17 protein-coding genes are annotated in these 18869 nt (G+C 64.9%); 13 read left to right on the forward strand and 4 right to left on the reverse strand.

The window, feature by feature from the left end:
* The first annotated feature begins 56 nt into the window (after positions 1-56).
* From I6F38_RS02975 to mtnK, 5 genes are all read left to right on the forward strand, one after another.
* Complete coding sequence (locus I6F38_RS02975) at positions 57-863, forward strand: biotin--[acetyl-CoA-carboxylase] ligase (RefSeq protein WP_225159057.1); 807 nt, start codon at positions 57-59, stop codon at positions 861-863.
* Positions 863-2533, forward strand: coding sequence for a ribonuclease J (locus I6F38_RS02980; protein ID WP_018271852.1), 1671 nt, complete (start codon positions 863-865; stop codon positions 2531-2533). The genes I6F38_RS02975 and I6F38_RS02980 overlap by 1 nt, the downstream gene beginning before the upstream one ends.
* A gap of 71 nt (positions 2534-2604) precedes the next feature.
* On the forward strand, positions 2605-3009 hold the full coding sequence (gene mce, locus I6F38_RS02985) for a methylmalonyl-CoA epimerase (RefSeq protein WP_016841811.1): 405 nt from the start codon (positions 2605-2607) through the stop codon (positions 3007-3009).
* 6 nt (positions 3010-3015) lie between these two features.
* Complete coding sequence (locus I6F38_RS02990; protein WP_057016477.1) at positions 3016-3291, forward strand: DUF1467 family protein; 276 nt, start codon at positions 3016-3018, stop codon at positions 3289-3291.
* 212 nt (positions 3292-3503) lie between these two features.
* Positions 3504-4808: an S-methyl-5-thioribose kinase gene (mtnK, locus tag I6F38_RS02995; RefSeq protein WP_225158994.1), complete on the forward strand. Its 1305-nt coding sequence runs from the start codon at positions 3504-3506 to the stop codon at positions 4806-4808.
* A gap of 652 nt (positions 4809-5460) precedes the next feature.
* On the opposite strand, the gene I6F38_RS03000 is transcribed toward mtnK, so the two are convergent.
* From I6F38_RS03000 to I6F38_RS03015, 4 genes are all read right to left on the reverse strand, one after another.
* Positions 5461-6495, reverse strand: coding sequence for an ABC transporter permease (locus I6F38_RS03000; protein WP_038385101.1), 1035 nt, complete (start codon positions 6493-6495; stop codon positions 5461-5463).
* A 102-nt stretch (positions 6496-6597) separates the two neighbouring features.
* Complete coding sequence (locus I6F38_RS03005; protein WP_225158995.1) at positions 6598-8100, reverse strand: sugar ABC transporter ATP-binding protein; 1503 nt, start codon at positions 8098-8100, stop codon at positions 6598-6600.
* Positions 8101-8109: 9 nt separating this feature from the next.
* Positions 8110-9147: a sugar ABC transporter substrate-binding protein gene (locus tag I6F38_RS03010; RefSeq protein WP_016848453.1), complete on the reverse strand. Its 1038-nt coding sequence runs from the start codon at positions 9145-9147 to the stop codon at positions 8110-8112.
* Positions 9148-9235: 88 nt separating this feature from the next.
* The gene (locus I6F38_RS03015) at positions 9236-9661 is read right to left on the reverse strand and encodes a globin (protein ID WP_225158996.1); all 426 of its coding nucleotides are present in this window, start codon (positions 9659-9661) and stop codon (positions 9236-9238) included.
* 424 nt (positions 9662-10085) lie between these two features.
* Between I6F38_RS03015 and I6F38_RS03020 the strand changes: the two genes are divergently transcribed.
* From I6F38_RS03020 to proS, 8 genes are all read left to right on the forward strand, one after another.
* Complete coding sequence (locus I6F38_RS03020; protein ID WP_225158997.1) at positions 10086-10490, forward strand: DUF2946 domain-containing protein; 405 nt, start codon at positions 10086-10088, stop codon at positions 10488-10490.
* Positions 10491-10572: 82 nt separating this feature from the next.
* Positions 10573-12981 carry a TonB-dependent receptor gene (locus tag I6F38_RS03025; RefSeq protein WP_225158998.1) on the forward strand — a complete coding sequence of 803 codons (2409 nt, stop codon included), beginning with the start codon at positions 10573-10575 and terminating at the stop codon, positions 12979-12981.
* An 11-nt stretch (positions 12982-12992) separates the two neighbouring features.
* Positions 12993-14219: a sialidase family protein gene (locus tag I6F38_RS03030; protein ID WP_225158999.1), complete on the forward strand. Its 1227-nt coding sequence runs from the start codon at positions 12993-12995 to the stop codon at positions 14217-14219.
* Positions 14216-14713, forward strand: a complete 498-nt coding sequence (locus I6F38_RS03035; protein WP_225159000.1) for a TlpA disulfide reductase family protein — start codon at positions 14216-14218, stop codon at positions 14711-14713. The genes I6F38_RS03030 and I6F38_RS03035 overlap by 4 nt, the downstream gene beginning before the upstream one ends.
* A 35-nt stretch (positions 14714-14748) precedes the next feature.
* Positions 14749-15273 carry a copper chaperone PCu(A)C gene (locus I6F38_RS03040; protein ID WP_225159001.1) on the forward strand — a complete coding sequence of 175 codons (525 nt, stop codon included), beginning with the start codon at positions 14749-14751 and terminating at the stop codon, positions 15271-15273.
* A gap of 7 nt (positions 15274-15280) precedes the next feature.
* The gene (locus I6F38_RS03045; RefSeq protein ID WP_225159002.1) at positions 15281-15808 is read left to right on the forward strand and encodes a YcnI family protein; all 528 of its coding nucleotides are present in this window, start codon (positions 15281-15283) and stop codon (positions 15806-15808) included.
* A 3-nt stretch (positions 15809-15811) separates the two neighbouring features.
* A complete protein-coding gene (locus I6F38_RS03050; protein WP_225159003.1) occupies positions 15812-17374 on the forward strand; it encodes a CopD family protein in 1563 nt (520 codons plus the stop codon).
* Positions 17375-17537: 163 nt separating this feature from the next.
* Entirely contained in the window at positions 17538-18857 is a 1320-nt protein-coding gene (proS, locus tag I6F38_RS03055; RefSeq protein ID WP_225159004.1) for a proline--tRNA ligase, read from the forward strand.
* Positions 18858-18869: the final 12 nt, after the last annotated feature.

Raw genomic sequence — 18869 nt, forward strand, 5'->3', positions numbered from 1 at the left:
GCGGTTCCGAAATCGGGATGCTGGCTTTCGGAACCAATCATGCGCATAACGCTGACATGACCTTCACGCTCGGGCCCCGGGCCATAGCGGCGGGCTACCGGCTCGCCGCCTTCGATCAGATCGGCTCGACCAATGCCGAGGCGATGCTGCGCGCCCGCGGCGGCGAGCAGGGGCCGATGTGGTTCGTGACGCCGGAACAGACCGCGGGCCGCGGGCGGCGGCAGCGGGTCTGGGTCGCGCCGCGCGGCAATCTCGCCAGCACGATCCTCGAGGTGACGGACGTCCAGCCGGCGGTCGCCGCCACCCTCGGCTTTGCCGCCGGGCTGTCGCTCGAAGTCGCGCTGCGGAAGGTCAGCATCGAGGCGGCGCTGCGGCTCGGGCCGGACAGCCCGAAGTTCACCCTGAAATGGCCGAACGACGTGCTGGCCAACGGCAAGAAGCTGTCGGGCATCCTGCTGGAGGCCGAGGCCATCGGGAGCCGGCTGGCGGTCGTCGTCGGCATCGGCACCAATGTCGTCGCAGCACCCGAGGGGACGCCGACGCCGGCCGTATCGCTCGCGGCGCTCGGCATCCAGATCGGGGCGGAGGAGCTGTTTGCCGCACTGTCGGACGCCTGGGTCGAGTTTCGCGGCATCTGGGACGACGGCCGCGGCTTCCCCGAGATCCGCAGGCTGTGGCTGGAGCGCGCGGCCGGGCTCGGCGAGAAGGTCGCGGTCCAGACCGGCTCGGCGACCCTTGAGGGCACGTTCGACACCATCGATGATACCGGCTGCCTGATCGTCCGCACCGCTGATGGCGAGCGCTTGCCCGTGACGGCGGGCGAGGTCTATTTCGGCACCGCAGCCTCGGTGAGGGCGAACTGATGGCGCGTCCCGACGAGCTCACCTTTGCGCCGCTCGGCGGCGTCGGCGAGATCGGCATGAACCTGTCGATCTACGGCCTCGGCAACCGCCACCAGCGGTCCTTCCTCGCGGTCGATCTCGGCGTCTCCTTCGGCGACGAGGAGCATCTGCCGGGCATCGACCTGATCATGCCCGACGTCCGCTTCCTCGAGAAGGAGCGCAACAATCTGGTGGGCCTCGTGCTGACGCACGCCCATGAGGATCATTTCGGTGCCATCATCGATCTCTGGCCGAAGCTCGGCTGCAAGATCTACGCGACGCAATTCAGCGCGGCGCTGTTCGAGGCCAAATGCGCCGCCGAGCGCAACCCGCCAAAAATCCCGGTCACGGTGATCCCGTCGGGCGGGCGAGTCGATATCGGTCCGTTCAATGTCGAGTTCATCCCGGTCGCGCATTCGATTCCGGAATCGCACGCGCTGGCGATCAAGACCGATGTCGGCACCGTGCTGCACACCGGCGACTGGAAGATCGATCCGACCCCGATCATCGGCCAGCCGACCGACGAGCGGCGGCTGCGCGAGCTCGGCGATGAAGGCGTGCTGGCGCTGGTCGGCGATTCCACCAATGCTGTGCGCGACGGGCGCTCGCCGTCGGAGACCGAGGTCGCCGCCACCATCAAGAAGCTGGTCAAGGCCGCCAAGGGCCGGGTCGCGGTCACCACCTTCGCCTCCAATGTCGCCCGGGTGCGGGCGGTGGCGGACGCCGCCAACGCCGCCGACCGCGAGGTGGTCGTGGTCGGCCGCGCCATGGAGCGCGTGGTGCAGGTGGCGCGCGAATGCGGCTATCTCGACGGCTCGCATAAATTCCGCAGCGCCGACTATTACGGCCATTTCCCGGCCGACAAGGTGCTGGCGCTGTGCACCGGCAGCCAGGGCGAGCCGCGCGCGGCGCTGGCGCGGATCGCCAATGACGACCATCCGCAGGTCACCCTGAACAAGGGCGACACCGTGATCTTCTCCTCCCGTACCATTCCCGGCAACGAGAAGGCGGTCGGCTCGATCATCAACAACCTGGTCATGCAGGGCGTCGAGATCATCACCGACCGCGAGCACCTGGTGCACGTCTCCGGCCACCCGCGCCGCGACGAACTGCGCGACATGATCTCCTGGGTGCGGCCGCAGCTCTTGATTCCCGTCCACGGCGAGGCGCTGCATCTGGCCGAACACGCCAAGCTGGCGCGCGCCGCCGGTGTCCCCAAGGTCCTGACCTGCCGCAATGGCGACTTGGTCAAGCTCGGGCCCGGCGAGCCCGGCATCATCGGCGAGGTGCCGGCGGGCCGGCTCTACAAGGACGGAACCATCCTGGAGGACGCCAAGTCGCGCGCTGTGGTGGAGCGGCGGCGGATGGGCTTTGCCGGCTGCGCCTTCGTCGCCATCGCCATGACCGAGCAGGGCGAGCTCGTCGACGATCCCGAGGTTGATCTGGTCGGCATGCCGGAGAACAATGCGGCGGGCGAACTGCTCGACGACATCGTGTTCGATGTGGTGGTATCGACGATCGAGGGCCTGCCGAAGCCGCGACGGCGCGATCCGGACGCGCTGGGGGAATCGGTGCGGCGCGCGGTGCGAGCGGCGCTGAACGAGCAATGGGGCAAGAAGCCGATCTGCGTCGTGCACGTTCTGACGGTTTGAGCCTAAGCATGATCCGGAAAAGTGCGAAGCGGTTTTCCGAAAAGATCATGCTCAACTAAAGGGAGAATGAGATGCTGGGCCGGCTCAATCACGTCGCGATCGCGGTCAAGGACGCCAAGCAGGCCGCGAAGATCTACGGCACCGCCTTCAATGCCGAGATTTCCGATGCGGTGCCGCTGCCGGAACACGGCGTCATCACCGTGTTCGTGACGCTGCCGAACACCAAGATCGAGTTCATCGAGCCGCTCGGCGAGGCCTCGCCGATCGCGAAATTCGTCGAGCGCAATGCCGACGGCGGCATCCACCATGTCTGCTACGACGTGCCGGACATCATCGCGGCCCGTGACCGCATGATCGCCGAGGGTGCGCGGGTGCTGGGCGACGGCCAGCCGAAGATCGGCGCGCATGGCAAGCCGGTGCTGTTCTTCCACCCGAAGGACTTTTCCGGCGCCCTGGTCGAGATCGAACAGGCCTGAGGCCGCATGGCTTACCAAATCTCCACCGGACTTGCGATCTACTTCGTCCTTTGGTGGCTCGTGCTGTTCCTGACGCTGCCGTTCGGCGTGCGCAGCCAGCACGAGGACAATGTCGGCGCGCCCGGCACCGACCCCGGCGCGCCGATCCTGGCGCGGATGGGCCGCAAGCTGCTGTGGACCACGCTGATTTCCGCCGTGATCTTCGCGATCGCGATGTGGGCCTATCATTCCGGCTATCTCTCGATCGAGCGGCTGTCGAAGCTGATGGGGATGCCGTTCTGATACGCAGTTTTCGTGGGATCAGAAGTAGCCCGCATGAGCGAAGCGACATGCGGGATCACTTTCCCGGGTATCGCGGAGCCTGTCATCGGGCGCGCGTTCGCGCGACCCGTTGGCTCACCCGGGCTACGTACCGATGGGGATGCTGTTTTAGAAACTGATGCCAATGGAGTGGGGATCAACCTCGCCCTGGCAATGCGGAGGAGGCGACCACGATGAACCTGCAGTCCCAGCCGGGCTCCGGGCCGAGCGCATATCGAATCCTGCGGGAAGCCGATCTGCGGGCTTATCTCGCGGGACTGCCCGCCATCGTCGCGCAGCTCGGCGGCGCGCCGGCGGACTGGTCGATCAGCGAGGTCGGCGACGGCAATCTCAATCTCGTCTTCATCGTCAAGGGCGGAAGCGGCGGCCTCGCGGTCAAGCAGGCGCTGCCCTATGTGCGCCTCGTCGGCGAGAGCTGGCCGCTGCCGCTGTCGCGGGCGCATTACGAGCACCTGGCGCTGGTGCATGAGGCACGGCTGGCACCAAAGCTCGTGCCGGCGGTGCTGCATCATGATGCGCCGCTCGCGCTTACCGCGATGGAGCTGCTCGAGCCGCACATCATCATGCGCAAGGGCCTGATCGAGGCCACGCGGTACCCTCGCTTCGTCGAGGATATCTCGACCTTCCTGGCGCAGACGCTGTTCTTCACGTCCGATCTCGCACTCTCGGCCGCGGAGAAGAAGCAGGGCATCGCCGATTTCGCCGGCAACCACGCGCTCTGCAAGATCACCGAGGACCTGATCTTCACCGATCCCTACCGCATTGCCGAGCAGAACCGCTGGACCGCGCCGTATCTCGACGCGACGGCGGCGGCGTTCCGCGAGGACCTCGACCTGCATGTCGCGATCTCCAGGCTGAAGCTGAAATTCATGGCGAGCCCGCAGGCGCTGCTGCACGGCGACCTGCACACCGGCTCGATCATGGTCACGGACAGCGAGACCAGGGTGATCGATCCCGAGTTCGCCTTCTACGGCCCGATGGGCTTCGACATCGGCGCGGTGATCGGCAATCTGCTGATGGCCTATCTCGCCTCCGCCGGCCACGAGCGCGCGCCGGGCGACCGTGCCTCTTTCGAGGCGTGGCTGCTCGAGACCATCGAGGGCGTCTGGGCCGGGTTCTCGCGAAAATTTCTCGCGCTGTGGCGCAATGATGCGAAGGGTGATGGTTATCCGTCGTCGCTGTTCACGGGCGAAGCCGGCGCCGCGCGGCTGGAGGCCGAACGGCAGGCCTACATGGCGCGGCTGTTCCAGGACACCGTCGGCTTCGCCGCGGCCAAGACCATCCGCCGTATCCTCGGCCTCGCGCACAACATCGATTTCGAGTGGATCGCGGACGAGAAGCAGCGCGCGATCTGCGAGGCGCGGGCCCTCAAGCTCGCCCGCAACATGATGCTGGAGGCAGCATCCTTCACGACGATCGGCGCAGTCACCTACGCCGCGCGCGAACTGCGCCACTGGCAGCCGGATTTCGCCAGGTAGCGAGGGCGGTGGAAATATTCGTATTTTCCGAATTTTATCTTGACGTGGACCCCAACTCAGATGTTTAATCCCTCCGTCTCACCCGATCGAGGGGCGCTTCGCGGTCGTCACGAACGCGGGTCGAGATGCGGTGGACGCGGATTGCGCAACTGACGAGTGCGCGCGAGGCGGACGGCGAAGTCGTGTGGTCCTGACGCCCTAGCGGCAGGTGTCTTTTCGCATTGCGCGTTGCGAAGACGGTGACAAGCAAGCCCAGTCTCGCCGGGGAGAGCACGAAATAAGCCGTAACCCATCGCGCAGGGAAAGCCGGGTTGTTTCCGGTTACACCTGTGGTCCTACCCCCGTGCTTTCTACCTTTTGCACGGGGCCCATGGGTGCGATCGGCACCCGGCTTTCCCTGCGCCCTCTGCTTTCAGAGGGTGAAACGAACAGCAAAGCTCGGGCAATTCATGTCGCGAGAATGCGGATGTTTGACTCACAAGCGACACACACTTGGCGTCGTCCCGGCGTAGGCCGGGACCCATTATCACGAATGCAAATTGTTGCCCGACGCTGGGGCCACAGCCTGCTCTCAACAACCCAACCCTGTGGTTATGGGTCCCGGCCTTCGCCGGGACGACGAGAGGTGAGAGCTACGTGCTCCGCTCCACTATCAATCCGCCGCTTGCTCCCGCAGCCGCTGCGCGTAGACGTTGATGATCAGCGCCGCGAGCAGGATCAGGCCGCGGATCAGGATCTTGAGGAAGCTGTCAATATTGACGTGGTCGAGGCCGTTGTTGAGCACGCCGAGCACGAACAGGCCGACGATGGTGTTGCCGATGCCGCCGCGGCCGCCGAACAGGCTGGTGCCCCCGACCACCACGGCCGCGATCGAATCCAGCAGATAAGTATCGAACTCGTTCTGCTGGGCGCTGCCGAAATGGGCGACGCCGAGCATGCCGCCGATCCCCGAGCACACCGCCGAGATCACCATCACGCTGCCGAGGATGAGCTTGACGTTGAGGCCGGCAAATTCCGCGGCCTCGCGGTTACCGCCGACCATGTAGACGTAGCGGCCGAAGCGCGTATAGGTCAGCACCAGATGGCCGCCGAGCAGCATCACCGCGGCGACGATCACGATCCAGGGGATGCCGCCGATCGAGCCGGAGCCGAGCGTCGTGATCAGGTCCGGCACCTTGTAGGCGATCTGGCCGCGCACCAGCAGCGCCGAGACGCCGGCCGCGATTTGCATCATAGCCAGCGTCATGATGAAGGAGGGGATGCCGATCATGGTCAGCCCCAGCGCGTTGACGAGGCCGAGCAGCGCGCACAGCGCCAGCGCCAGCAGGATCGCGACGATGCCCGGCATCGGGACATTGGCGATGTTGACGTAGGATTCCTGCAGCGTGAAGTACGCCACGGCAATGCCGGTGACGTTGGCGATGCTGGCGATCGACAGGTCGATCTCGGCGCACAGGATCACGAAGGTGAGGCCGACGGCGATGATGCCGGTGACCGACACCTGGGTCAGGATGTTGCCGACATTGTCGATGGTCGCAAACGACGGGCTCGCGATCGCAAAGAACGCACTGAGGAAGATCAGCGTCAGGAACGGCGCGATGTTGCGCATCTGCGAGCGCAGGAAGGGCGCCAGCCCGCGCGACCGCTGGTGATCCGCTCGCGCCGTCGCGCCGTCACTGCTTGCCATCATGTCTCTCCATCAAGCGCGATGAGGTGGTCATCGCGCTTTCCCTGTTTGTTTGAGCATGATCTCACCGGAAAACCGCTTCGCACTTTTCCGGATCATGCTCTAGGCGGCCTCCAGCAGCCGGTCCTTGCTGACCGCTTCGCCCGCGAATTCGCGCACCACCGCGCCGCGCTTCAGCACCAGGATCCGGTCGGCCAGCGACAGCACCGTCTCCGGCTCGGTCGACAGTACGATGATCGCCAGTCCCCTGGCGCGGAGATCGCGCACGATGTTGATCACGTCGTTCTTGGCGCCGACATCCATGCCGCGGGTCGGCTCGCACAGCACCAGGACCCGCGGCGGGTAGGCGAGCCATTTCGCCAGCGCGACCTTCTGCTGATTGCCGCCGGACAGCATGCCGAGATCGAGGCCGACCACCGGCGGCCGGATCTGCAATTGCTCGACCTGGCGCTGGGCGATGGCGCGCTCGCGCACCGGCTTGAGCAGCAGCGAGGAGATCCGCTCGAGGATGCTGATCGAGATGTTCTTGTAGACCGGCTCCTGGTGGAACAGCATGGCGCGGCGGCTTTCCGGCACCAGCGCAACGCCGGCCCGCCGCGCGGCTGCGGTGCTGCGGAAGGTCTTGGCGGCGCCGTCGACCACCAGCGTTCCGCCGTCGGGCCGCAGCTTGCCGAACAGGATGCGCGACAGCTCCAATTGCCCGCAGCCCATGAAGCCGTAGATGCCGAGCACTTCCCCGGAGCGGGCTTCGAACGAGACGTCCTGCAGGCTGCGGCGGAGCGAGAGCTGATCGACCTTCAGCACCGCCGCGCCGCCGCCCGGTTGTGGGAGCATGAGGTCATCGGTGTAGCTGTGTTCCAGCGCCTCGCCGCCGCGGCCGATCATGGCCTCGATCAGTGCGCCCTTGGTGGTGTCCGCGGACGCGGTCTCGGCGATCTTCCGCCCGTTGCGGAACACCGTCACCACGTCGGAGACCCGCAGGATGTCCTCGATGAAATGCGAGATGAAGACGATGCTGGTGCCTTCGTCGCGCAGCTTGTGCAGCGTCGCAAAGAGGCGTTCGACCTCGGGTGGGGAGAGGGCGGAGGTCGGCTCGTCCAGGATGATGATGCGTGCGCCGGAAAACAGCACGCGGGCGATCTCGATCAGCTGCTGCAGGCCGATCGGCAAATCGCCGAGCCGCGTCATCGGATCGACGTCGATGCCAAACCGTGCCAGCTGCTCGCCGGCCTCGCGCGCCATCCGCCGCCACTGCACGAAGCCGAGGCGGTTGGTGGGCTGGTTGCCGAGGAAGACATTCTCGGCGACCGTGAGATCAGGCGCGACGCTAAGCTCCTGATGCACCATGCCGATGCCAGCGGCGTGCGCGTCGCGGGTGGAGCGGAAGCGGGTTTCCTTGCCGTCCAGCATGAAGCGGCCGGAGAACTCGGGGTGCACGCCGGCGATGATCTTCATCAGCGTGCTTTTGCCGGCGCCGTTCTCGCCGACGAGACCGTGGATCTCGCCGGCGTGCAGCGCGAAGTCGACCCCACGAAGGGCTTCGACGCCGCCGAAGGCCTTCGTGATCTGGTGCAATTCGAGGATCGCCGAGCGTCCCTGCGTCATGAGGCCCGCTCAGATCAGGAAGTGATCCTCCATCCATTGCATGCCGGCGGCGTTGGCCTTGGTCACGACGGGACCGTCGGTCACGACGTTCTTCGGAATGCCCTGGCCGCTCTTCTCGCCGCCGACCACGGCGGCGACACCCGCGACGATCGCGCCGCCATGGATGCGGCAGGACGGATTGCGGACGGTCGCGAACATGCGGCCTTCGCTGACCGCCTGGATCGCCGGCGGCATGGCGTCGACGCCACCGATCAGGATGTTGGTGCGGTTGCGCGCCTTCATGATGTTGTAGGCGGCGAGCGCCATGTCGTCGTTGTGGAAGAACGCGGCGTCGATCTGCGAGTATTTGGTCAGATAGGTTTCCCAGAGCCGGGCGGTCTTGGAGACGTCCCAGTCGGCGGGCTGGGTATCCAGCACCTCGATGTTCGGGAACTGCTTGATGACCGAGTTGAAGCCCTTGGCGCGGCCCTGCGCGCCGGTGTGGCCGAGCGCGCCCTGGGTCATGATGACCTTGCCCTTGCCGCCGATCGCGTTGCACAGCGCCTGGGTCACCGAGGCGCCCATGAACTCGTTGTCGGGCGCGAGGAACGAGTGGACGTTAATTTGATCGAGAGGAGCAATAAGCGTGTCCATGTCGATCACGGGAGTGCCGGCGTCGATCATCTTCTGCACCGGCTGGGTCAGCGTGCCGATGCCGAACGCCTGGATCGCGACGAAGTCCCATTTCTGCGACGCCATGTTGTCGATCGCGGCGCGCTGCTTGACGGCATCGAGCTGGCCGTCGAACCAGGTCACCTCGACGTTGAACAGCTTGCCCCAGAACTCGGCGGCCTGCTTGCCCTGTGCGCACCACGTCGCCTGCAGTCCGGCGTTGGAGAATGCCGCCTTCAGCGGCTTTTCCGAGCGTCCCATTTCGGCGGCGAGCGCGGACGTCGTCATGCCCATTCCGCCGAACAGGCCGGCCGCAGCTCCACCTGCCGCCGCCATTTGCAGAAGGTCGCGCCGCGTCGTCGACGCCTTGTCCATCCCCTTGTCGGTCCCTGGCATTGCTTGCTCCCTCTTCGTTTTTCTAACCGTCGGCGTCAGTTGCACGCGCCGCGGATAAAGCGAGTGTGTCACAATCGGAACGGTGACGCTACGGCCTCTCGTCCACGAGATGTTTCTGCTGCAGCACGATGGCTTCGATGTCGCCGAGCAGCTTGTGCCACGCAGCATCGATCTCCGCAGTCCACTGCTCGCCGAGAATGTCGTGCAGCGTATCGGCAATCACGGCGAAGAATGCCACGAACAGTTCGCGCGGCGTGCCGTAGGCGTCGTGCGAGAACACTTCCGATTCGATCAGACGAAAATGTCCGCGGCGTTCGCCCGCGAAATCGAGGATGGCTTCGATCGTCAGCTGCAGCATCGAGCCTTTTACAGGCTCGCTGCCTTCGGTGCGAAACATCGCCTGCGTCTCGGGATGTTCGTGAAACAGGCGGCGATAGACCAGTGGTGTCAAATCATCGCAACGCGCGGCTGCGAGTTCAAAGCTGCGTTCGATCGGATTCAATGATGGAGTCATAGCGGATTGCGATCATCACATAAAAAAAGAGCAGGGCTGAAAGCCCTGCTCCAAAAATTGTGTCGACCCTATTTGCCCCAAAAATTCGATTTGATCTTGATTGATGGGGTGACGCTGCTTGTGCGCGTCGGGCTCCTCCCGAGACTTGGACCACCAGGACACACCTCGCGGCTGGCCTGAGCCCGAATTGGTAGACTATCTTTCCAGGCTTGTCATCATTTTCGGCAACGATTGTTCAATTTTCGAGCAATTTGCGAAATGATTGGGATGGCGCCACTGGCGGTTGTGACGGGAGATGTAAAACACGTGGCAGGGTAAGGGGATACGATTGATTTCGGAGTTGCCGTGACGCAAGTGCCACGCTCGGTTATTTCCGTCGGCTGGAAGAAACCGGACGCATCGGCGATCTCGACTTCCGGCGCCCATGATGGTTAGTTCCGTCCCGGATGGTTTTGCGATGCGCCGGCGGCTGAAGAATTTTCTGCCCATCGTCCTGGTTGCCCTGCTGGTGCAGATTCTTGCGCCGATCGGGGCCTGCTGGGCGGCGAGCCTTGCCGCGTCCGATCCGCTCGCGGCCGCCACCATCTGCCACGGCGATGCCGGCTCCGGAGCCGGGCAGGGCGACCAGACCGGTCACGACGCCCATGACGGCTGCTGCTCGGCGTGCAGCGTGCTGCAGACCGGTGCGCCCGTTGATAGCCGGCAAGTTGCGGCCCAGGCCGTCGAACGCCTGCCGAGCCGGATCGCCTGGCTTGATTTCGCCACTGATCTCGATCGTTCGCGCGCCGGCCTCTCGGCGCAAGCCCGCGCCCCGCCGCTGTTTTCCTGACGACCTTGTCGCTGCCGCTGCGTCCCGCGCCGGCAAGTGCCCTTGAGCAAGCCGGCCGAAGCGCCGGTGTCAGGATTCATCCATGTTTCGCTATCATCCGCTGGAGGCGGCAAGCGTGCTCGCGCTGGGCGCGACGCTTTGCGCATTGCCGTCCGCTGCCGAAGCCCAGGCGCCCAGCACAGAGCTACCCTCCGTCACCGTCGAGGCGCCCCGGACGGCGGTGCACGCCAAGCCGGCGGCGCAGAAGCCGCGCGTTCGTGCCGCGTCCGTGCGGCGGCCGCCGAAGCCGGCGACAGCGCCGGCCGTGACGGCGGCCCCAGCGGACGGCGCGAGGCCGGGGGAGACGCTTGCCGCGACCCGCGACGGTTTGAACCGGGCGCCGACAGGCCAAACGCAGACGACCATCGACCGCAGCCAGTTCGACAACCGACCGGCGTTCTCCGTCGCCGATGTGCTGCGGGACAGTCCGGGCATCTCGATCAAGCAGGGCAACGGCCCGCGTGATTTCGGTATCTCGATCCGCGGGTCGAATGCGCGGAACGGCTTCGGCATTCGCAACCTCGTCATCTTCGACGACGGTTTCCCGGTGACCCAGCCGGACGGCCTGTCGCGCAGCGACCTGATCGATCCGCATGCCTATGGCGCCATCGACGTGGTTCGCGGGCCGTCATCGGCGCTCTACGGCAATTATGCGACCGGCGGCGCGCTGAATTTCAGGACCCGGCCGGGCGGCACGATCGACGGCGTCGAGTATGGCGTCGACGGCGGCAGCTTCGGTTACCTCAACAACTATCTCGCGGCGGGCAAGAAGGTCGGCAATTTCGAGGCCTCGCTGTTCGCGAGCGACGCGCGCGGCGACGGCTACATCGGCAACAGCTGGTTCAACACCCAGACCGTTAATTTCCTCGGCACGCTGCAGGTCACGCCGGACGACCGCTTCACGGTGAAGCTGATCAACAACGACCTGACGACGCGCCTGCCGATCCGCTCCTCGCTGAACCAGTTCTACCAGAACCCGTTCCAGCAGGGCTGCACGACCGGCGCGACGGCCGCGCCGGGATGCGCCACCGTGACGCTGTTCAACAACGGGTTCAACGCGGCGGCGGGGACCGACAGGGAGACCGCGGTTCAGGCCCGCCTTGGGCGCGACGACCGCCGTACCATCGTCGGCGGTCGCTGGGAGCACGACTTCGACAACCAGACCACCTGGCGCAATCAGTTCGTGTTCGACGACCGCAACATCAACCAGCCGACGGGATCGACGAGCGCGATCGGCGACTTCCCGTCCTACAACTACACGAGCGACGTCGTCAGACGCGGCGATGTGTTCGGACTGGATTCGACCACCTATTTCGGCGGCTTCTACAATACGCTCACCGCCTCGAGCGATACGCGCAATGTGATGCCGGGCGGAAATGCGACGCTCGGAAGCCTGTCGAGCAATTTGTTCAGCACGACGACAAATTACGGTGTTCGCGCACGCGAGGAACTGAAGCTCACACCTGCGCTGACGGCCGTTGCCGGCATTGGCTGGGAGACCACCAGCCTCACCGGGCGGAACACCGCCTATAGCTACGCCGGCGCGGCCGGAACCACGACCACGGCGATCACGACGGCGGACCGGCAATTCCAGAATACCGCACCTGAGCTCGCATTGCTCTACCGGCTGAACAGCGAGTGGCAATTCCGCGGGCGGGTGGCAACCGGATACGGCACGCCGCAGGTCGGCAATTTGTTCGTCTTGCCGAGCGGCGCCTCGGGCAATAACACCGAGCTGCGGACGCAGAAGAATCTCGGCTACGACGTCGGCGCCGACTGGACACCGAACAACGCGCTCAAGCTCAGCGTCACCGGCTTCTACGAGTTCTTCAAGGACGAGCTCGTTTCTCAGGCCACGCCGCTTGCGGGCATCTCCTACACGTTCAACGCGCCGCGATCGGAGCATCGCGGCGTCGAGCTGGCCGCCGACTGGAAATTCCTGCCGGGCTGGCGGTTCTCGGCGGCCTACACTTATCTCGACGAGGTCTACACGGAATACGTCGAGAACATCACGAACGGCGCGGTGTTCAGCTTCAATCGCGCCGGCAACAAGATTCCCGGCATTTCGCCGAACGAGCTCACGGCGCGGTTGGGCTACGACCAGCTGTCGGGTCAGTTTCAGGGACTTGGCGGGTTCGTCGAAGTGCAGTGGAAGGACAGCTTCTACATGGACAACGCCAACCTCTTGCAGGCGCCGGGCTATGAGCTGGTCAACCTCAATCTGCACTACAAGACCGATCTCGTCTCCGATTATTTCAAGGCGCTGAACCTCTACATCGAGGTGAGGAACGTCTTCGACCGGACGTACGTGGCGTCGGCGAACAACATCTCAAATTCGGTGACCGCGGCAGGCATTCAAAATCGCGCGAGCGTACTGGCGAACTCGACCAACTCGATCTATGCCGGATCGCCGCGCGCCGTCGTGGCGGGCATGAAGATTGCGTTCAAATGAGGAGCGCATCGATGACCTATCGCAAACCGGTCGCCCTGACGCTGCTTGCATCGCTCATGCTCGCGGCCTTGCCGAGCCTTGCCGTCGCACAGATGAGCCATCAGCACGCCTCCGAAGCGGCCTGCGAAGAGACGGCCCTGCGCTGCGCGACCAAGGTCACGCCCGCCTTTGGGCGGGATGGGACATTGTGGCTGGCGTGGATGGCCGGAGGTCAGATCTCCGTCGCGAGCTCAAAAGACCAGGGCAAGAGCTTTTCCACACCGGTGCAGGTCAGCCGGGAGCGGCTCAATCTCGATTGGGGACCGGATGCGCGGCCGAAGCTTGCGATCGATGCCAAGGGCAACATCGCTGTGGCCTTCTCGATCTTCCGCGATCAGAATTTCAACGGTCAGGTGCTGACCACGCGATCGACCGATGGCGGGCGCAGCTTCGAAGCGCCGAAGCCGATCACCGCGAGCAATGAGAGCCAACGTTTCGAGGCGATTGGCTTCGATCCTGGGGGGGCGGTGTTTGCCGCGTGGCTCGACAAGCGTAACCGCGTGCCGGCGCAGCAGCGCGGCCAGAAATATGATGGTGCCGGATTGTTTTTCGCGTCATCCGGAGATGGCGGAGCAACCTATTCCGACGCGCGGCTCGTCGCCGACAACACCTGCGAGTGCTGCCGCCTTGCGCTGGCATTCGATGGCGCGGGCCGTCCGGTGGTCGTGTTCCGGAACATCTTTGAGGGCGGCGTGCGCGACCATGCGATCGTGACGTTCTCCGACCTGGCTACGCCCGGCGAGATCCATCGGGTGAGCCGCGACGACTGGCAGATCGCGGCCTGTCCGCATCACGGTCCGAGCCTGACGATATCGCGCGAAGGAACCTACCATGTGACGTGGTACACCAACGGCAAGGCGCGCAAGGGATTGTTCTATGCGCGCTCGCGCGACGGCGGCAAAACCTTCTCCGATCCGCTTCCGGTCGGTCAGCCGAACCGCAGCCCGTCACGGCCGCAGATTATCGCGGGGCCGCAGGGGCTTGTCATGGCCTGGAAGGAATTCGACGGGCAGAAGACGACAATCGATCTCATGACATCGCACGACGATGGAGCGACATGGTCGAAGCCGACGGTGATCGCGGATACCGCCGACAGTTCCGACCATCCGCTGCTCGTCTCGGACAGCCGGCAGACCTATCTGTCGTGGATGACGAAGGCCGACGGCTACCATTTTCAAGCGATCGAGGGCGAACCATGAAGCGTTATCTGCTCGCGGCGCTGGTCCTGCTCGCAACGCTGCCGTCCGCATTGGCGGCGGGAGAGGGCGCGCCAAAGCCGTTCGAACGCGGCAGCTGGCAGAAGCTGCTGCATGCGCATGCTGGTCGTCCGACCCTGGTGCACTTCTGGGGAGTGACCTGCGGACCATGCAAGGTCGAGCTGCCGCAGCTTGGCCAGTTCATGAAGGATCATCCCGGAATCGATGTCGTCACGATCAGCTCGGATCTGGTTCCCAACCTACCGGAGGCGACGCGATCGATGCTGGATCGCGCCGGCCTCGGCGCGGCCGAAAACTGGATTTTCGACGACGGCTTTGCCGAGCGGTTGAGATTTGAGATCGATCCGGCTTGGCAAGGCGATATCCCGCGAACCATGCTGATTGCCAGGGATGGAACGATCACGACGATCGAAGGGTCGGCCGAAATCGCCGATCTGAACAAATGGTCCAGCGCCCAGTCGGCAGCAACCCGATGACACTTGAATTACAACTTGAAAGGAAATCCGTCGCCATGAAGACGCTCCCCCGCATCCTTGCCCTCGCAGGGCTGACCGCTGCACTCGTCTCGACGTCCGCGCGCGCCGAGGACGTCAAGGCCGGCGACCTCGTGATCACGCAGGCCTGGACGCGCGCAACGCCGAACGGCGCCAAGATCGGCGGCGGCTACCTGACGATCGAGAACAAGGGGACGACGCCCGACCGGCTGGTGTCAGGCACCGGCGATGTTGCCGGCAAGATCGAAGTCCACGAGATGTCGATGGACAATGGCGTGATGAAGATGCGTGCGCTCGACAAGGGCCTCACCATCGAGCCCGGCAAGACCGTGAAGCTCGCGCCGGGCGGCTATCACCTGATGATGTTCGATCTGAAGAATCCGCTGAAGCAGGGCGACAAGGTGCCGGTCACGCTCGAGTTCGAAAAGGCCGGCAAGGTCTCGGTCTCGCTGGACGTGCAGCCCGTCGGCGCGCAGGGGCCGGGCGGCGGTCATTCCGGCCATGGCGACCATTCAGGTCACATGGACATGAAGAAGATGTGAGCGAGCCATGCGATCACAGACGCTCCTCATTGCCACGGCGGCGCTGCTCGCAGCGCGGCCGGCGATCGCGCATATCACGCTCGAAGGAAAGCAGGCGGCGGTCGGATCGTATTACAAGGCGGTGTTCGCCGTGCCGCATGGCTGCGCGGGCTCGGCGACGATCAAGATCCGGGTGCAGATTCCGGAGGGCGTGATCGGAGTGAAGCCGATGCCGAAGGCGGGCTGGACTCTCGATGCGGTCACCGGCAAATACGCCGCCCAATACGACTATCACGGCGCCAAGCTTTCCGAGGGCGTCAAGGAAGTCGCCTGGAGCGGTGGCAAGCTTGCGGACCAGAACTACGACGAGTTCGTGATGCAGACGTTTCTCACCGATACCTTGAAGCCCAACACCACGTTGTACTTTCCGGTCGTGCAGGAGTGCGAGCAGGGCGTCAGCCGCTGGATCGATACCCCAGCCGACGGGCAGGGCGGCGGGCACGACCATGGCAGCAAGACACCGGCTCCCGGCGTCAAGCTGCTGCCGAAGTCGTAAGCGATGCGGCTGGTCGCAAACCTCGCAGCGCTGCTCGTGGCGCTGTGTCTTGCGACCTCAGCCCATGCGCATGCCGTCCTGATCGGCGCCGAACCGGCCGACGGCAGCGTGGTGGCTGAAGCACCCAGGACGGTGGTGCTCCGCTTCAACGAAGCGGTGGCGCCGACGGCGGTCAGCCTGCTCGACGCCGCGGGCAAGCCGCGCGACGTCGCGATCCGCGCCGTCGACCAGTCGGTGGTGGTGACGCTGCCGGCGGGCCTGCCGCAGGGCACGCAGGTGGTCAGCTATCGCGTGGTGTCGCAGGACGGCCATCCGGTCGCCGGCTCGCTGCTGTTCTCGATCGGCGTCGTCACCGGCTCGGCGGCGCCGTCAAGCGACGGCGTGCTCCATGCACTGATCTGGCTGGCGCGGCTCGGGCTCTATCTGGGCTTGTTTGTCGGCGTCGGCGGCGTGTTCTTTGCCGCCTGGATCGGGCAGGGCCCGGCCGGCGAACGATTGATCATGTGGTCGCTGAAGATCGGCCTTGTCGGCGCGATCGCGTCGCTTGGATTACAGGGCGTCGACCTCTTGAACCTGCCGCTCTCCGGCATCGTGACGTGGGCGGCGTGGGCCAGCGCCGCCGGCACCAGCCTGTTCCCCGCGCTGCTGCTCGCGATTGCCGCAATGCTGATCGCGGCGATCGCCTGGCGCAGCCCGTCGTTCGGTGCAGCCTTCACCCGCACCGCGATCGCAATGATCTGTGTCGGGCTGTCGTTTGCGGTCAGCGGCCATGCCGCCACGGCCTCGCCGCAATGGCTGACGCGGACCGCGCTGTTCATCCACGGCATTGGCCTGGCGTTCTGGATGGGCGCGCTGGCGCCGCTGGCAGTGCTTGGCTGGCAGCGTAAGGATTCGCTGCTGCGGGTGCTGCGGCATTTTTCGACGCTCGCGGTGCCGGTCGTCGCATTGATCGCCTTGTCGGGCCTGGCGCTCGCCGTCGTCCAGCTCGACAGTTTTCACGCGCTGATCGACACCGGATACGGCAACATCCTGGTTGCGAAACTGGTGCTGGTGGTGCTGCTGCTCGGGCTCGCTGCGCTGAACCGGTTGGTGTTCACGCCGGCCATCGCGCGCGAGTTTCATCGGACACGGCCACTGCAGCGCTCGATCGCGCTCGAATTCGTGCTGATGACCGCCATTCTCGGCCTCGTCGCACTCTGGCGCTTCACGCCGCCGCCGCGCGTGCTGGCGATGTCAGCCGATGTTCCGCTCGCGGTCCACATTCACACTGATGCCGCGATGTTCCAGGTGCTGATCGCGCCGGGCAAGGTCGGGCCGAACGACTTCGTGCTGCAGCTGATGAACGGCGATGCCAGCCTGTTCGCGGCCAAGGAAGCGACGCTGACGCTAAGCCTGCCCGAGCGCGGCATCGAGCCGATGGAACGCGCCGCCGCGCGCGGTGCCGATGGCTATTGGCACGTGCGCAAGGTGCCGTTGCCGGTGCCGGGCCGCTGGCACATGCAGATCGACGCCCTCGTGACCGATTTCAAGAAAGTGACACTGGAAGACGATTTCGAGGTCAGGTAAAGCCGCGGTCGGCGCGCTCGGTGCTTCGACGGCACGAATTCGTTCAAATGGCCGAAAATCGCCTGATTTGAAGGGTTTTTCTTATTTGGCGGCCTTGTGTTTTCACAGCCGATCCGGTTTCACTGCAGCTCTTCCCAGGCTTTCCTGATTCCCGAGTAACGCCATGCGATTGTCGCGGTTTTTCCTGCCCATCCTGAAAGAAAACCCGAAAGAGGCGGAGATCGTCTCGCATCGGCTGATGCTGCGCGCGGGCATGATGCGGCAGGAGGCTGCCGGCATTTATGCCTGGCTGCCGCTCGGCTTCCGGGTGCTGAAGAAGATCGAGCAGATCGTTCGCGAGGAACAGGACCGCGCCGGCGCGCTCGAGCTCTTGATGCCGACGCTGCAGCTCGCCGATCTCTGGCGCGAAAGCGGCCGCTATGACGCCTATGGCCCGGAGATGCTGCGCATCCTCGATCGTCACAAGCGCGAGCTGTTGTACGGGCCGACCAACGAGGAAATGATCACGGAGATTTTCCGCTCCTACATCAAGTCCTACAAGAACCTGCCGCTCAACCTCTACCACATCCAGTGGAAATTCCGCGACGAGCAGCGTCCGCGCTTCGGCGTGATGCGCGGCCGCGAGTTCCTGATGAAAGACGCCTATTCGTTCGACCTCGACGAGGCCGGCGCGCGGCGCTCCTACAACAAGATGTTCGTGGCCTATTTGCGCACCTTTGCGCGGATGGGCCTCAAGGCGATCCCGATGCGGGCCGAGACCGGTCCGATCGGCGGCGACCTCAGCCACGAATTCATCGTGCTCGCGGAGACCGGCGAGTCCGGCGTCTACATCAACCGCGATGTGCTGGACCTGCCGGTGCCAGGCGCGGACGTCGATTATGACAGTGATCTGACGCCGATCATCAAGCAGTGGACTTCGGTCTACGCCGCGACCGAGGACGTCCACGAGGCTGCGCGCTTCGAACAGGAAGTGCCTGAGGCAAAGCGGCTGAACACCCGCGGCATCGAGGTCGGTCAGATCTTCTATTTCGGCACCAAATATTCCGAGACCATGAAGGCGATGGTGGCCGGTCCCGACGGCGTCGATGTGCCGATCCATGGCGGCTCCTACGGCGTCGGCGTGTCGCGTCTGGTCGGCGCGATTATCGAAGCGTGTCATGATGACGCCGGCATCAAATGGCCCGAGGCCGTCGCGCCGTTCCGCGCCGCGATCCTCAATCTCAAGCAGGGCGATGCCGCGGTCGATGGCGCCTGCGAGCAGCTTTATCGCGAGCTGTCGGCGAAGGGCGTCGACGTGCTCTACGACGACACCGACCAGCGTGCCGGCGCCAAGTTCGCTGCGGCCGATCTGATCGGCATCCCGTGGCAGATTCTGGTCGGACCCAAGGGGCTTGCGGACGGCAAGGTCGAAGTGAAGCGTCGCAGCGACGGCTCACGCGACAACATGAGCCCCGCCGACGTGGTCGCGAAGCTCGCGGGTTAAAGTTTATTCACG

Origin of the sequence: Bradyrhizobium sp. BRP56 (genome assembly GCF_020194035.1) — a bacterium.
Taxonomy (GTDB): Bacteria; Pseudomonadota; Alphaproteobacteria; order Rhizobiales; family Xanthobacteraceae; genus Bradyrhizobium; species Bradyrhizobium australafricanum.